Source organism: Citricoccus nitrophenolicus (assembly GCF_047305825.1).
Taxonomy (GTDB): domain Bacteria; phylum Actinomycetota; class Actinomycetes; order Actinomycetales; family Micrococcaceae; genus Citricoccus; species Citricoccus nitrophenolicus.
This window is the reverse complement of sequence record NZ_CP063070.1, coordinates 3,234,251-3,248,878: the sequence shown is the minus strand read 5'-3', so window position 1 is coordinate 3,248,878 and position 14,628 is coordinate 3,234,251. Positions and strand designations below refer to the sequence as shown.

At 70.2% G+C, this 14,628-nt stretch carries 10 protein-coding genes and 2 tRNA genes; 2 read left to right on the top strand and 10 right to left on the bottom strand.

All coding sequences use genetic code 11. The features are described from left to right. Positions 1 to 48: 48 nt before the first annotated feature. Both leuD and leuC read right to left on the bottom strand, forming a co-directional pair. Positions 49 to 651 (bottom strand): 3-isopropylmalate dehydratase small subunit, encoded by a 603-nt coding sequence (leuD, locus tag IMT31_RS14740; RefSeq protein WP_345359127.1) that lies wholly within the window; start codon positions 649 to 651, stop codon positions 49 to 51. Positions 652 to 653: 2 nt separating this feature from the next. Beyond that, positions 654 to 2,159: a 3-isopropylmalate dehydratase large subunit gene (gene leuC / locus IMT31_RS14735; RefSeq protein ID WP_413543243.1), complete on the bottom strand. Its 1,506-nt coding sequence runs from the start codon at positions 2,157 to 2,159 to the stop codon at positions 654 to 656. Between the two features lie 103 nt (positions 2,160 to 2,262). On the opposite strand from leuC, the gene IMT31_RS14730 reads away from it, so the two are divergent. Then, positions 2,263 to 3,030: an IclR family transcriptional regulator gene (locus IMT31_RS14730; RefSeq protein ID WP_345359122.1), complete on the top strand. Its 768-nt coding sequence runs from the start codon at positions 2,263 to 2,265 to the stop codon at positions 3,028 to 3,030. Between the two features lie 41 nt (positions 3,031 to 3,071). On the opposite strand, the gene IMT31_RS14725 is transcribed toward IMT31_RS14730, so the two are convergent. Continuing rightward, positions 3,072 to 5,261 (bottom strand): acyltransferase family protein, encoded by a 2,190-nt coding sequence (locus IMT31_RS14725; protein ID WP_413543242.1) that lies wholly within the window; start codon positions 5,259 to 5,261, stop codon positions 3,072 to 3,074. Positions 5,262 to 5,554: 293 nt separating this feature from the next. Here IMT31_RS14725 and IMT31_RS14720 point away from each other — a divergent pair, with 293 nt between their 5' ends. After that, positions 5,555 to 6,925 (top strand): UDP-glucose dehydrogenase family protein, encoded by a 1,371-nt coding sequence (locus tag IMT31_RS14720; RefSeq protein ID WP_413544440.1) that lies wholly within the window; start codon positions 5,555 to 5,557, stop codon positions 6,923 to 6,925. 32 nt (positions 6,926 to 6,957) lie between these two features. Here the strand turns inward: IMT31_RS14720 and IMT31_RS14715 are convergent, their stop codons facing one another. From IMT31_RS14715 to IMT31_RS14685, 7 genes are all read right to left on the bottom strand, one after another. Further along, positions 6,958 to 8,166: a thiamine-phosphate kinase gene (locus IMT31_RS14715; protein WP_413543241.1), complete on the bottom strand. Its 1,209-nt coding sequence runs from the start codon at positions 8,164 to 8,166 to the stop codon at positions 6,958 to 6,960. A 14-nt stretch (positions 8,167 to 8,180) separates the two neighbouring features. Next, positions 8,181 to 9,890 (bottom strand): GTPase, encoded by a 1,710-nt coding sequence (locus tag IMT31_RS14710; protein WP_413543240.1) that lies wholly within the window; start codon positions 9,888 to 9,890, stop codon positions 8,181 to 8,183. A 3-nt stretch (positions 9,891 to 9,893) separates the two neighbouring features. Further along, positions 9,894 to 11,657, bottom strand: coding sequence for a dynamin family protein (locus tag IMT31_RS14705; protein ID WP_413544439.1), 1,764 nt, complete (start codon positions 11,655 to 11,657; stop codon positions 9,894 to 9,896). Between the two features lie 82 nt (positions 11,658 to 11,739). Further along, a tRNA-Glu gene (locus tag IMT31_RS14700) sits at positions 11,740 to 11,815 on the bottom strand. A 123-nt stretch (positions 11,816 to 11,938) separates the two neighbouring features. After that, positions 11,939 to 12,010 (bottom strand) — tRNA-Gln (locus IMT31_RS14695). Between the two features lie 128 nt (positions 12,011 to 12,138). Next, positions 12,139 to 13,701, bottom strand: coding sequence for a glutamate--tRNA ligase (gene gltX / locus IMT31_RS14690; RefSeq protein WP_413543239.1), 1,563 nt, complete (start codon positions 13,699 to 13,701; stop codon positions 12,139 to 12,141). A gap of 108 nt (positions 13,702 to 13,809) precedes the next feature. Beyond that, positions 13,810 to 14,604: a fumarylacetoacetate hydrolase family protein gene (locus IMT31_RS14685; protein WP_413543238.1), complete on the bottom strand. Its 795-nt coding sequence runs from the start codon at positions 14,602 to 14,604 to the stop codon at positions 13,810 to 13,812. Between the last annotated feature and the right edge of the window lie 24 nt (positions 14,605 to 14,628).

Sequence of the window (14,628 nt, the reverse complement as noted above, 5' to 3'; positions counted from 1 at the left end):
CGCGGATCCGCACACCAGCATACGGTGCCGAGACGGACCCGTTGGGGATCAGCCGGTCCGGGCGGGCAGCGTGGCGGGCTTGAGCGCCGGCCGCCGCGCCTCGAAATCGACGATCTCCTGCTCGCTGCGCAGGGTGAGCCCGATGTCATCCAGCCCCTCCATCAGGCGCCAGCGCGTGTAGTCGTCCAGCTGGAACGAGGTGCTGACCGAGCCGCAGGTCACGGTCCGGGCCTCGAGATCCACGGACACCTCGGTGCCCGGGTGGTTCTCGATCTCCTTCCAGATCAACTCGATGTCCTGTTGGTCCACCTCGGCGGCCACGAGCCCCTGCTTGCCGGAGTTGCCCCGGAAGATGTCCGCGAAACGGGCGGAGAGGACCACCCTGAAGCCGTAGTCCTTCAGGGCCCAGACGGCGTGCTCGCGGGAGGACCCGGTGCCGAAGTCGGGGCCGGCCACCAGAACGGTCCCGTGGGCGTAGGGCTCTCGGTTCAGGATGAACTCCGGGTCCTTGCGCCAGCCGGCGAACAGGGCGTCCTCGAAACCGGTGCGGGTGACCCGCTTGAGGTAGACGGCCGGGATGATCTGATCGGTGTCCACATTGGACTGCCGCAGCGGGACACCGATTCCGGTGTGGTGGGTCACGGGTTCCATGCTCAGGCCTCCTGCAGTTCGGATTCGTGGGCCGTCAGGTCGGACGGCGAGGACAGTGTGCCCCGGATGGCAGTGGCGGCGGCGACCACCGGCGAGACCAGGTGGGTGCGCCCGCCCTTGCCCTGGCGTCCTTCGAAGTTGCGGTTGGAGGTGGAGGCGCACCGCTCCCCCGGGGCCAGCTGGTCCGGGTTCATGCCGAGGCACATGGAGCAACCGGCGAAGCGCCATTCGGCGCCGAAATCGGTGAACACCCGGTCCAGGCCCTCGGCCTCGGCCTCCAACCGGACCCTGGCCGAGCCGGGGACCACGATCATCCGGACGTCCTCGTCCTTGGACCGTCCCCTGATGATCTCCGCGGCCGCGCGGAGGTCCTCCAGGCGGGAGTTGGTGCAGGAGCCCAGGAAGACGGTGTCCACGCGGATGTCCTTCATCGGCGTGCCGGCGGCCAGGTCCATGTACTCCAGGGCCCTTTCGGCCGCGGCCCGGGCGTTCGGGTCATCGAAATGCTCCGGGTCCGGGACCGCGTCGCTGAGGGAGATGCCCTGGCCGGGATTGGTGCCCCAGGTGACGAAGGGCTCGAGCGAGTCGGCGTCGAGGAAGACCTCGGCGTCGAACTCGGCGTCCTCGTCGGTGGGCAGGGAGGACCAGTAGTCGACGGCGGCCTCCCAGTCATCGCCCTCCGGCGCATGGGCCCGGCCCCTGATGAACTCGAAGGTCGTCTCGTCCGGTGCCACCATGCCCGCTCGGGCACCGGCCTCGATCGACATGTTGCAGATCGTCATGCGCGCCTCCATGGACAGCGCACGGATGGCGGAGCCGCGGTATTCGAGGACGTAGCCCTGACCGCCGCCCGTACCGATCTTCGCGATCACGGCGAGGATGATGTCCTTGGCCGTCACGCCGTCCCGCAGGGTGCCCTCCACGTTGATGGCCATGGTCTTGAACGGCTTCAGCGGAAGCGTCTGGGTGGCCAGGACGTGCTCGACCTCGGAGGTTCCGATGCCGAAGGCCAAGGCACCGAAGGCCCCGTGGGTGGAGGTGTGCGAGTCGCCGCAGACCACGGTCATGCCCGGCTGCGTCAGGCCGAGCTGAGGGCCGACCACGTGCACGATCCCCTGCTCGGCATCCCCCAGGGAGTGCAGCCGGATCCCGAACTCGGCGGCATTGTCCCGCAGGGTCTGGATCTGCTTGGCGGAGACCGGGTCGGCGATCGGCCGGTCGATCTCCAGCGTGGGGGTGTTGTGGTCCTCGGTGGCGATCGTCAGGTCCGGACGGCGGACGGGCCGGCCCGCCAGGCGCAGACCCTCGAAGGCCTGCGGGCTGGTGACCTCGTGCATGATGTGCAGGTCGATGTAGAGCAGGTCCGGTGTCTGGGCCTCGCCCAGCCCCTCTCCGGGGACCACCACATGGTCCCGCCAGACCTTCTCCGCCAGGGTCAGCGGTACCGCCCCTGCCGCCGTCGTCCCTATGGTGGTCTCGGCCGTGTTCTCGGCTGCGCTGTCTGCCATCTCGTGTCCTTCCGCCAGTGACACCCTTACTCTGGCACCGCCGGATCGCGCGTGGCTATCAGGGACGAGGTTGTCTCGCATACTGAGACGCTAGTATCAGAGTATGGACACTCCCCCGAACGACGGACAGCCCGAGCTCCGGACCCCCAGCGGGGTCGGGGTGGTGGACAAGACCGCCGCCATCCTGGACGCACTCGAGGCCGGGCCCACTTCCCTCGCCCAGTTGGTCTCGGCCACCGGCATCGCCCGGCCCACCCTCCACCGGCTGGCCTCCGCCCTCGTGCACCATCGGTTGGTGGCCCGGGACCTGCAGGGGCGCTACATCCTGGGGACCCGGCTCTCGGAACTGTCCGCCGCCGCCGGGGAGGACCGGATGACCTCGGCGGCCGGCCCCGTCCTGTCCCGGCTGCGCGACTCCACCGGGGAGAGCTCCCAACTCTTCCGCCGCCAGGCCGACGCCCGGGTCTGCGTGGCCAGCGCCGAGCGGCCCGTGGGGCTGAGGGACACGATCCCCGTGGGGACTCGCCTGTCCATGAAGGCCGGTTCCGCCGCCCAGGTCCTGCTGGCCTGGGAGGACAACGAGCGGCTCGTGGAGGGCTTGAACGGATCGGTGTTCACTCCCACGGTCCTGGCAGCCGTCCGCCGCCGGGGCTGGGCGCAGTCCCTCGGGGAACGCGAGCCCGGTGTGGCCTCGGTCTCCGCCCCGGTCCGCGGTCCCAGCGGACGGGTGATCGCGGCCATGTCCATCTCCGGACCGATCGAGCGGCTGACACGCCAACCCGGTCGCGTCCATGCGGAGACCGTGATGCGCCACGCCCATCACCTCACCGAGCTCATCCGGGCCACGGGGGTCTCCTCCCCCGCGCGCTGAGCCGCCAGAGACCAAGCCGGGAGCCGTGCCGGGGCCGAGCCTCAGTCGTTCAGGATCTCGTCCACCCTCTCCCCGAGCATCGGGGTCAGGGTCCGCGCATAGGTTGCGGACATGTGGGCTGCCGCATCCCGATACACCACGGCATGCCCGATCACGGACGGGCAGAAGGACTCCGAGCAGAAGTACTCGCCCAGGTCCACCACCTCTGCCCCCGGCACTCGGGACGCCGCCTCGGGCAGCACATCCGGCTGACTGTAGGCCTCTGCCCGGTCCATGCCGCAGTCGTTGTCCGCGGCGGAGAAGTCGAATCGCGTCAGGCACTGGAGGGACTCCTCCGTGGAGGCGGGGAGATCCTCGATCACGATGATCTGCGTCCCTCGCTCGGCCACCGGCGTCCAGGCATCCACGTAGCGGTCAATACGGTCGGGCACGGGGCGGACGCGGTCGTACCGGGAAGACGTCACCAGGACCGCGTCATAGGGATCCCCCGTGAGCATGGCCTCGTTGGCGTCCTGCAGCGGTCCGGAACAGTTCTCCCCCTCGTCACGGGTGTACCAATGACAGGAGTACCCGGTGTAGACGTCGAGTGCCCAGTCCCGCTCCTCCGCGACGGCCTCCACCGCCGGAAGCAGCGAGGCCGCATGGCTGTCCCCCAGCAGCGCCACCCGGAGTTCCCCGTCCGGATTCCCGAGGTGACACTCCGGGTAGGCCGGTTCACCATTGGAACGCCAGCATTTGAACTGGCCGTCGGCGTCCTCCGCGAAGGTGTCGATGGACGGTGAGACAGTGTCCTCGAGTATCCCCTCACAGGCCTCTCCGGTGGCCACGGCGGCCGCCCCGAAGCAGGCTTCCGGTGGGGGCCCGGATCCGAGGGGATCGGCTGCGGGGACCGGTACATCACCGGACTGGGCTTGGGCTTGGGCCTCGGCTTCTGCCTGGACAGTGCCCCGATGGGCGAGGGCGGCCAGGGAACCCGCCAGGACCAACATCACCACCACGCCGGTGGCCACCGTCCACCAGGAGGCGACGACGGCGGCGCGCCGCAGCTGGGACCGTCCGGCTCCCGTCTGACCCCGGGGACGGACCCAGGTGGCCTTGCGCAAGGGGTTCTCCACCAGGTGGTAGCTCGCGATCGACAGCCCCAGGGCCAGCACGAGGGCCAGCGCGTAGTACCGGATCCCCTCGACGGCGACCACCGACGGCAACAGGACGACGACCGGCCAGTGCCAGAGATACAGGGAGAAGGAGATGTCCCCCAGATAGCGGCTCCCCCGGTTGGTCAGGGGCCACAGGCCCCGAGCCGGATGCCCGCTCCCCGCGGCGATGACCAGGCCCACGGACAGCACGGGGGCCAGGGCCCACGGAGCCGGGAACCCACCCGTCTCCGGGACCACCAGGATGGAGGCCACCATGCCGGTCAACCCGAGCCAGGCCAGGACGGGACGCAGTCCCGCCGGCAGGCGTTCCAACAGCGGGGCCGCCACGGCCAGCAGTGCGCCCAGGCCGAGCTCCCAGGCGCGGGTGAAGGTGGAGAAATAGGCCACGGTCGGGTTCGAACCGGTCTGGACGAGCGACCAGCCGAACGAGACCAGGATGATGACCCCCATCGTCAGGCCCAGGACGTGGCGTGCCCCCGGCTGCCGGCTGGGTGCCCTGCCCGCGGCGGCCCGCCGTCGTGCCCACCAGGCAGCCGCGGTCACCACGGCCACCATGAGCCAGGGCCAGACCATGTAGAACTGCTCCTCCACCCCGAGGGACCAGTAGTGCCTCAGGGGCGAGGGCAGCGTCCCCTCCTGGAAGTAGTCCGTCCCCGTGAGGGCGAACCGCCAGTTGCCGGCGAAGAAGATGGACCAGATCCCGTCCACCAGGGCTCCGGTCGAGCGGCTGCCCGGCAACAGCATGAGAGAGGCGGCACAGGTCGCCACCAGGGCCAGCAGGGACGCCGGCAGGATGCGCTTGACCCTGCGCTCGTAGAACGTGCGGAAGGAGATCCTGCCTGTTCGCTCGTGCTCCCGCAGCAGCAGCCCGGTGATGAGGAAACCGGAGATCACGAAGAAGATGTCCACGCCCACGAATCCACCGGAGGGCCAGCCCAAGAGGTGGTCCAGGAGCACGGCCACCACGGCAAAGGCCCGCAGGCCCTGGATGTCCGGACGGAAGGAGCTCCCGGCCCGGGGATGGCCAGCCAGCGGTTTGGGGTCCGTTGTCTTGGTGTTCAGGGTCGCGGTCACGGATCTCCAGGATGGGGCTCAGAAGGACCTCGTCATCATAAGGCCTGCTGCCCGGTCGGCGGTGGTGGCGGCCAACTCCCCGACACGGTGCGCCCGTGGAATTCCCATGCCGTTGTCCCACCGTTCTCCCCGTGCTCAGACACCGGTGACCACAGACGGCAACGATGCCCACCATGACCGTCTTCACACCACTGCCTGCTGAGCACCCCGGAACACCCATCGGTGGCGGACCGGAGAGACCGAGGGTCTCGGTGATCGGGACGGGGTATCTGGGGGCCACGCATGCGGCGTGCATGGCGGAACTGGGTTTCGAGGTGCTGGGCCTGGACATCGATCCGGCCAAGATCGAGGCCCTGACCCGCGGTGAGCTGCCCTTCCACGAGCCCGGGCTTCCGGAGTTGCTGCTCAAGCACGTGCAGTCCGGCCGATTGCGGTTCACCACCTCCTATGAGGAGGTCGGGGCGTGGGCGGATGTGCACTTCATCGGCGTCGGCACCCCGCAGAAGCCCGGCGAGACAGCGGCGGATCTGCGCTTCGTGGACGCCGCCGTGACCTCCCTTGCCGAACACATCACCCAGGACGCCCTGATCGTCGGCAAGTCCACCGTCCCGGTCGGTACCGCCGCACGCCTGAGGGACCTTCTCGCCGAGACCCGCGCCACCGCCGGGCTGGACGGTACGGTCGAGTTGGCGTGGAACCCCGAGTTCCTCCGCGAGGGCTACGCGGTCAAGGACACCCTGACCCCCGACCGGCTCGTGGTGGGCGTCGAATCAGCCCACGCGGAGGCCCTGCTGCGGCAGGTGTACGCCAAGTCCCTGACAGAGGGCACCCCGTGGATCGCCACGGACTTCGCCACCGCGGAACTGGTCAAGGTCGCCGCCAACGCCTTCCTGGCCACCAAGATCAGCTTCATCAACGCCTTCAGTGAGATCACCGAGACCGTCGGCGGGGACATCGGCACCCTGGCCGACGCCATCGGCCACGACCCGCGGATCGGCCGGAGGTTCCTCAACGCCGGGGCGGGTTTCGGCGGCGGTTGCCTGCCCAAGGACATCCGCGCCCTGCAGGCCCGGGTCTCCGAGCTCGGCCTGGACCGCACCATGCGCTTCCTGGCCGAGATGGACGACATCAACCTGCGTCGGCGGGACCGCGTGGTCGACCTCGCCGTCCAGGTCCTCTCCCACCACCGCGACGGGATCGCACGCTCCGCCGGTGACACCGCCAGCCCGGTGCCCTCTCCCGCCACCGTCGAGGTCCTCAACGGCACCAAGGTCGCTCTGTTGGGGGTGACGTTCAAACCACACTCGGACGATGTGCGGGACTCTCCCGCCCTGGATGTGGCCAACCGGCTCTTCACAGCCGGGGCCGACGTCGCCGTCTATGATCCGCAGGGCAATGCCAACGCCGCCCGGCGCTTTCCGCGCCTGGGCTACGTGGACTCCCTGGAGAAGGCCCTGGTGGGCGCGGACCTGATCATCCTGCTCACCGAATGGGACGAGTTCCGCCAGATGGACCCGGAGTACGTGGGCCGGCTGGTCGATCAGAAGCTCCTCATCGACGGCCGCAATGTCCTCGCCCCCCGGCCCTGGCAGGACGCCGGATTCACCCATGCCGCCCTCGGACACCGCTTCAGCCCAGCCCAATCCGCCACCGAAGGATCATGACAGCGCCAGCCGTCGATTCGTCCGGCGTGTCCCTACCTGATCTGCGGCCGTGATCTGAACGGCGCGGAGAAATGGTCCCAGCCGTCAGGGCCGCCGTTGGTCTCGGCGCCGCTCTGCTCCTCACCTCCCGCCGTCTCCGCCGCCGCCCGGGACACCAACCGCCCGATCCTCCGGAACCCCGCGGGCAGCCGCGAACCGGCGGATCCACCGGCCGGCAGCACCGCCAGGAGACCGTAGTCCTCGCCGCCGGCACGCACCCAGTGCTCCGCGTCCCGGTCCAGTGCCTGGGCCAGGGGCCTCAGGGCCCGGGCCTCCGCCTGGACCCACTCCGGGTCGAGCTCTGCGTGCAGTCGATTGGCTGCGGCGAGCCGCCCCGTGTCCTTGAGCAGACCGTCGGAGACATCCATCATGGCCAGAGCCCCGGACTCGGCGGCCCGCTGGCCGGCCCCCAGCGGAGGCCGCGGGCGCAGTTGTGCACTGGCGGCCAGGGCGGCGGCCCGGCGGACCCCGGGCAGCCCCGCCTCCTCGGCAGCCTCGAGCCGTCTCAGCAGCTCGTCCCGGCCGGTGTCCAGCACATCCAGTCCCGCAGCGGCCCAGCCGGCCTGCCCACTGAGGATCAGGTCGAGGCCCGGGTCGCTGCCCTCCGGCAGATCCTGGCGGCCCACGCTGAGGGTACGCCGGCTCGGGGCGCGTCCCTGGAGGTCTCCCGTGGCGGTGACCGCCAGGGTGATGCGGTCATCGGAGCCGAGGTCTCCACCCACCACGCGGCAGCGGGACGCCCCGAGGTGGATCACGGCAGCGGCGAGACCGGCCGCGAGTCCCTCGATCCACGCCAGGGAGGTGGAGGAGGGCATGGTCAACGCCAGCAGGAGCCCCGACGGTTCGGCGCCCATCGCATTGATGTCAGAGAGATTCTGGGCCGCCGCCTTCCATCCGGTGGCGTACCCCCCGGCGAAGCTGCCGCCCGCCCGCGTCGCCGCTGTGGCTCCCGGCGAGGACGCCGCCGGCCAGGTCATCCTGAAGTCCCGGTCCTGGGCCATGGCATCCGTCGTGATGACGAAACGACCATCCGGGGCGGCCACCACGGCGGCGTCATCCCCGGGTCCCACGGTCCCCTCGGGCCAGTCCTGAGATGCCGGCACCGCGGCGAATCGGCGGTTCAGGATCCGCAGGATCCCCGCCTCACCCAGGCCGCCCACGGTCAGGGGACCGCCGCCGGTCGACATCGTGCCGTCAGGCACCATCCCACGGCCAGTCAATGGCGTCCGCTGGCGGCTGCCAGCGCCTCCCGGAAGGCCCCGTAGCGTTCGATCTCGGACTCCACGGGTTCCACGATCCGCGCTCGGGCGACCGCCGCGATCCCACTGCGCAGCCGTCGCCTGGCGTGGCGGGCGCGGCGGCTGGCCCCGAGACGCACCAGTGGCGCCGTGAGCAGGGCGAGGAGCACACCGAAGGCCAGGCCGCCGGCCACGAGCAGGGTGGGAATCGGGAACCCCTCCACGTCCGGTGCCGGTGGCAGGTCGAACTGCAGATACGCGGCCAGGGCGAGCACTCCCAGCCAGGCCAGCCCGGCCACGGCGGCAAGCAGGGCCATCCACTGCAGGACATTGATCACGTGCCACCACCAGGACCCGTTCCCGGCTCGGAGCTCAGCTGAGGAGACCGCCTGGTCCAACTCGTCCGGGAGCTGCTGTTCATGGCTGCGGGCGGCACGGCGGATGGCGGCACGCCAGTTCTCCGGCGCGCCCTCACCGGCGCCGACGGCCACCGCCCGGATGGCGCCGTCGGCCTGGGCCCGCTGGGCGGGGCTGCGCTCCGGCAGCGAGGTCCGGTGCACCCGAGGATCGTCCGTTCCGAGGGACTCCCCCCGGGCCTGGTCCCTGCTGTCCCCGCGGCGCAGACCCAGCCGACGCAGCGGGTCCTGCCGGACGCGGGCCATCCACCGGACCACGGGCCAGCCGGTGCGGCGGCCGGCCTCGAGCCGATAGGACTGTTGCACGGCCCGCACCACGGTGTTGACCCCGGAGGCCTCGGACAAGGCGTCCACCAACCTGGCCTCGGCCCGCCTCCCGATGCCGGCCGGCACCCCGCCAGCGTCCTCGGCACCGAGGGCCTGCGCCGCCGTGCGGACGTCGGACAGCAGCCGTTCGGTCGCGGCGCTCCGCCGCTGCGCCACCTCAGCGACAGCCTGACGCAGCGCCTCGACTCCCTGACCGGTCTCGGCGGAGGCCGCATGCACCGGAACGCGGCCCAGTCCGTCCGCGGCCAGGATCTGACGCAGGGAGGCCAGTACCGTGGCCACGTCCGCCTCGGAAAGCCGGTCCACCTGGTTCAGCACCACCAGGGTCACGCCACGGTGGGCGGACAACGGCTCCAGGAACTCCCGATGCAGGACGGCATCGGCATACTTCTGCGGGTCCACCACCCAGACCAGTACGTCCACCTGGCCGCTCAGCCGTGCAGCGACCTGACGGTGGTGCACGGCGATCGAGTCAACGTCCGGCAGGTCCAACACGATGAGTCCACCGGAGGACTCGCTGCCGCCCCGGGACCGGCCACGCCACGATCCCAGCAGTCTCGCCCAGGTGTCCTGGGAATCGGCGCCGGCCAGAGGGCCCTGCAGGTGGTGGCGCTGATCCACCTCGAGCCAGTCCAACAGCGGACCGGAGCCCTCTGCCCCCCAGACCGCCGCCATCGGCTCCGCTGTGGTGGGCCGGGTGGCCGCGGCCCGGGCCAGGTCCTGACCGGTGAGGGCGTTGAACAGGCTGGACTTCCCGGAACCGGTGGCCCCGAAGAACCCGACCACGGTGTGGTCTGCGGAGAGCTGGCGCCGCTGCCCGGCACGCTGGACGACCTGCTCAGCGGAGGCCAGGGCCTCTTCTGCCACGCGCCCCTCGCCCAGCTTCGTGGCCGCCTGCAGGGCCGCCAGTTTGTGGTCCAGTGGACTCTGTTCGTTCTTCGCCATGGCTCAGCCCTCCCGCCGTCCGGCCAGTCGACGCAGTTCGGGGACCAGTGCCTCCAGCTGCGCCGAGGCCCCTTCATCCGGCACCTGGCCCAGCAACTGCGTGAAGCGGCTGGCCTCGGACTGCAGCAGTTCGGTGACCCGTGTCACGAGATTCTCCTGGGAGCGGCGGGCCAGCCGGCGGACGGCGTCCTCACCGAAGATCGACTCGAGCAGCTTCTGGGCCACCACGGCCGTGCCTCCCGCGATCCCCACCTCGATGCCCAGTAGACCTCCGGTGGAGGCGAAGGAGACGATCATCAGGGTCACGGCGACCCCATTGATGCCGAGGGCGGAGACCCGCGCCATGGTCCGCTTGCCGGCCCCCTCCTGCTGGATCAGGTGGATCAGGTCCTGTTGCCAGCCGCGGATCTGGGCGGCGGCACCCTCGGAGAAGTCCTCCGGCAGTCTGGCCAGGTCCCGGCTCTGCACGAGTCCCCGCCCGGCGGCGTCCTGCCGCCACCGTTGTTCGGCCTCCTCCGCGGCCGCAGCCGCCTGCTCCACGATCACGGCATGCAGGCCGGTCTCGATGGCCGTCTCGACCTCTTCCGGCGGCGCCGGCCTGCCGGTCAGGAAGGCGGTCAGCCGGTCCCTCAACCGGCCGATCCCGGATTCCAGGGAACGGAAGAACTCCCCCGTGCCCACGAAGTCCTGCCACCGGGAGAGGACCTCGCCACGCAGGAGGGTCCCGTCCTGAGTTGAGTCCAGGACCTCCTGCAGAGCCCGCTCATAGGCCGAGTCCACATCCGATCTCAGGCGTGCGGCGGCCCGGCGCTGGTCCTCCTCTGCCTGCGCCAGACCCTGCACCATGTCCGCCAGCTGACGGACCACGCCGTGCAGGGTGCGGCGCGCCACCGCGGAGCGGACTGCCGCATCGGTGGCGATAGACGTCAGCCAGTCCCTCAACGGGTCCGCGGCGCCGGCCGGGAGCATGCCGTCAGCATCCAGGGCCGACTCGGTGACCACGAACAGCTCGGCCGAGCCCAGGCCCTGCCGTGCCAGCAGGCCGCGCAGGTCGGCGCCCACCTCGTCCTGGACGCCCTCGGGGACCCGGTCCAGCACGACCGCCACGGTGATGTCCCGGGCAGCGGCGTCCAGCAGCAGCTCCCAGGGCACGGCGTCCGCGTAGCGATTGGCCGTGGTGACGAAGATCCACAGATCGGCGGCGGAGAGCAGTTGCCCGGCGAGCCGGCGGTTCTCGTCCGCGATGGAGTCGATGTCCGGGGCATCCAGCAGCGCCAACCCGGAGGGCAGGGCCGGCTCCGGCACCATCACCAGTGTTCCCATGGCCTCTGGGTCCGGTTCCGCGAGGATGCCGGTGGTGCGGGACAGGTGGGGCAGCACCCGGTCCGTGGAGAACCAGGCCGCGTCCTCCGGGTGGTGCAGCAGGATGGGCTGGCGGGTGGTGGGGCGGATGGCCCCGGAACGCGTCACCGGATGACGGACGAGCGCATTGACCAATGTGGACTTCCCCGCCCCGGTGGAACCCCCGACGACGGCCATCAGCGGGGCGTCCAGGCTGCGGTACCGCGGCAGGACGTAGTCATCCAACTGATCCACTGCGGACCGCCGGGCACGCTCGGCCTCCGCCGCACCGTCGATCCCCAGCGGCAGGCTGACGTGCGTCAGGCTCAGGCGCAGCCGACCCAGCAGGTCCACGGCCTCAGCCGCGACGGTGGTCAGCGGTTCCAGCGCCGAGGCGTCATCTTCGGAGGTGCTCACGCACCCCATCATGACATCTGGGACGCAGCGTTCCGGGGCCGGACACCCGGGAACGACGAAGGCCCGGTCCTGATGGACCGGGCCTTCTGAGTGGTGACCCCAGCGGGATTCGAACCCGCGTTACCGCCGTGAGAGGGCGGCGTACTAGGCCGCTATACGATGGGGCCGTCACCGTTGCCCATCCGTCCCGCCAGTGGCGGATCCGTTTGGGCAACCCCAGAAGTGTTTCACACTCTGGGGGCTTCCACCAAATCGATGTTCATCACTGCTCATCATCTTCGGTGAAACCGCTGGGGTACCAGGACTCGAACCTAGAATGACGGTACCAGAAACCGTTGTGTTGCCGATTACACCATACCCCAATGGCTGTCAAGGAGTTCTTCCGGTCACCCGAATTCCCTGAGCCATGCGTGCCGGACTCTCTCCGGCACGGGTGTTTACTATACCGGCGTTCGGCCCCGAAGACAAAACGGAGCCGAACGCCCCCACATCAGGCCCCGCCGTCCTGCTGAACGGCCTGTTCTGCCGCGAATCGGTCCAACCGTGCCAGGGCCGATTCCCGGCCGAGGATCTCAAGGGACTCGAACAGCGGTGGCGAGACCTTCTTGCCGGAGACGGCCGTCCGGACGGGCCCGAAGGCCTGGCGCGGCTTGAGGCCCAATCCGTCGATCAGCGCGGCACGCAGTGCCGCCTCGATGCCGTCCACGGTCCAGGAGGACGCGTCCAGCGAGGCGAGTGCCTCACGGGCCGCGGCCACCGCACCCTGCAGGTCGGCGGGCATCCCCTTGAGGGCCCCATCCGCCGTCGTGATCTGGCCGTCCTCCTGGAAGAGGAAGGCCAGCATGTCCACGGCCTCCCCCAGCAGGGCGACGCGCTCCTGGACGAGCGGCGCCGCCGCGTCCAGGATCCGCCCCTCGCGCTCGGTGAGCTCCTCCCCCACGAGGCCCGCGGCACGGAGGTAGGGCACCAGACGGTCGCGGAAGTCGGCACCGTCCAGCAGCCGGATGTGCGTGCCGTTGATGGCCGTGGCCTTCTTCACGTCGAAGCGGGCCGGATTGGCCAGCACGTGGTGGATGTCGAAGGCCTCGATGAACTGCTCACGGGTGAAGATGTCCTCGTCCGCGGACAGCGACCAGCCCAGGAGGGCGAGGTAGTTGATCAGTCCCTCCGGGATGAACCCGTTCTCGCGGTGCAGGAACAGGTTGGACTGGGGATCCCGCTTGGAGAGCTTCTTGTTGCCCTCCCCCATCACGTAGGGCAGGTGGCCGAACTCCGGCATGTACCGGGCCACGCCGACCGCGTGGAGCGCGCGGTAGAGGGCGATCTGCCGTGGGGTGGAGGAGAGCAGGTCCTCGCCACGCAGCACGTGGGTGATCTCCATGAGGGCGTCGTCCACGGGGTTGACCAGCGTGTACAGCGGATTGCCATCCGCGCGGACCACCACGAAGTCCGGGACCGAGCCGGCCCTGAAGGTGATCTCCCCGCGCACGGTGTCCGTGAACGTGAGGTCCGTGTCCGGCATGCGCAGGCGCAGCACCGGCTCCCGGCCTTCGGCGCGGAAGGCTGACTTCTGCTCCTCGGTGAGGGCGCGGTCGAAGTTGTCGTAGCCGAGCTTCGGATCACGGCCGGCGGCCCGGTGGCGGGCCTCGACCTCCTCGGCGGTGGAGAACGCCTCATAGATGTAGCCGCCGTCCCGCAGCCGGGCGATGACGTCCTGGTAGATCTCCGAGCGCTGCGACTGGCGGTATGGGCCGTGGGGGCCGCCGGCCTCCACCCCCTCGTCCCAATCGATGCCCAGCCACGCCATGGCCTCCAGGAGCTGCTGATAGCTCTCCTCGGAGTCCCGCCTGGCGTCCGTGTCCTCGATGCGGAACACCATCTTCCCGCCGGTGTGCCGCGCCCAACCCCAGTTGAACAGGGCGGTGCGGATGAGCCCGACGTGCGGGGTCCCCGTGGGCGAGGGGCAGAACCGCACCCGGACGGGGGCGTCAGCGGGGACGGCGGGGACATCGGCGGAGGCGGGAACGGGCGTACCGGGGAGGGATTCAGTCATGATGCCCTGAAGTTTACCGCCGGTTGCTCAGCAACAGCGCCCCGAGGAATTGAGGTCCTTCTCGCGGTGGATCATCCGCCAGAACTCCCCCTTCGGGAGCCGCTCGGGTCAGCGCCGGTACAGGGTCGCCAGCGTGCCGATCCCCTCGACCGTCGCCTCGGTCCGCTGGCCGGCCTCGACCAGTCCGACGCCGGCCGGCGTGCCCGTGAGGATGACGTCACCGGGCAGCAGGGTGAAGGCCTGCGAGACGGCCGAGACGATCTCCCGCACGCCGAAGACCATGTCCGCGGTGCGGCCGTCCTGGACGAGCGCGCCGTCCAGCTCCATCCGGATGCCGAGGTCCTCGGTGTCAGCGCTCTTCAGCCCGGTCTCGATCCAGGGACCCAGCGGGCACGAGCCGTCGAAGCCCTTGGCGCGGGCCCACTGCAGGTCCGCCTTCTGGGCGTCCCGCGCCGTGAGGTCATTGCCCACCGTGTAGCCGAAGACCACGTCATCCACCCGGTCGGCGGGAACGTCCTTGCAGATCGTGCCGATGACCACGGCCAGTTCAGCCTCGTAGGACACCTGCTCGGTCCAGGACGGCAGGGTCACCGGCTCGCCGGGACCCACCACAGAGGTGTTGGGCTTGAGGAAGAACTGCGGGCTGTCCGGGACCTCGTTGCCCAGCTCGGAGGCGTGATCGGCCCAATTGCGGCCGACCCCCACGATCTTGGACCGCGGGATGATCGGTGCCACGAGCCGCACGTCCGCCAGGCGGTGGCGGGTGGTGGTGGGCTGGATCCCCTGGAAGAACGGATCGCCGTGCAGGACCACGACCTCGAGGTCCTGTGCGGGAGCGTCCGGCTCCCCCTCGATGAGTCCGTACTGGGGTTCGGCGTCGACGACGAATCGGGCAATGCGCATGAGACCACCCTAATCCAGCGCGCG

What these genes read in the sequence shown, in the direction of transcription:
- leuD (WP_345359127.1), bottom strand. Translation starts at nt 651, where the DNA reads ATGGAACCCGTGACCCACCACACCGGAATCGGTGTCCCGCTGCGGCAG.
- leuC (WP_413543243.1), bottom strand. Translation starts at nt 2,159, where the DNA reads ATGGCAGACAGCGCAGCCGAGAACACGGCCGAGACCACCATAGGGACG.
- IMT31_RS14730 (WP_345359122.1), top strand. Translation starts at nt 2,263, where the DNA reads ATGGACACTCCCCCGAACGACGGACAGCCCGAGCTCCGGACCCCCAGC.
- IMT31_RS14720 (WP_413544440.1), top strand. Translation starts at nt 5,555, where the DNA reads ATGGCGGAACTGGGTTTCGAGGTGCTGGGCCTGGACATCGATCCGGCC.
- IMT31_RS14710 (WP_413543240.1), bottom strand. Translation starts at nt 9,890, where the DNA reads ATGGCGAAGAACGAACAGAGTCCACTGGACCACAAACTGGCGGCCCTG.
- IMT31_RS14705 (WP_413544439.1), bottom strand. Translation starts at nt 11,657, where the DNA reads ATGGGGTGCGTGAGCACCTCCGAAGATGACGCCTCGGCGCTGGAACCG.
- gltX (WP_413543239.1), bottom strand. Translation starts at nt 13,701, where the DNA reads ATGACTGAATCCCTCCCCGGTACGCCCGTTCCCGCCTCCGCCGATGTC.
- IMT31_RS14685 (WP_413543238.1), bottom strand. Translation starts at nt 14,604, where the DNA reads ATGCGCATTGCCCGATTCGTCGTCGACGCCGAACCCCAGTACGGACTC.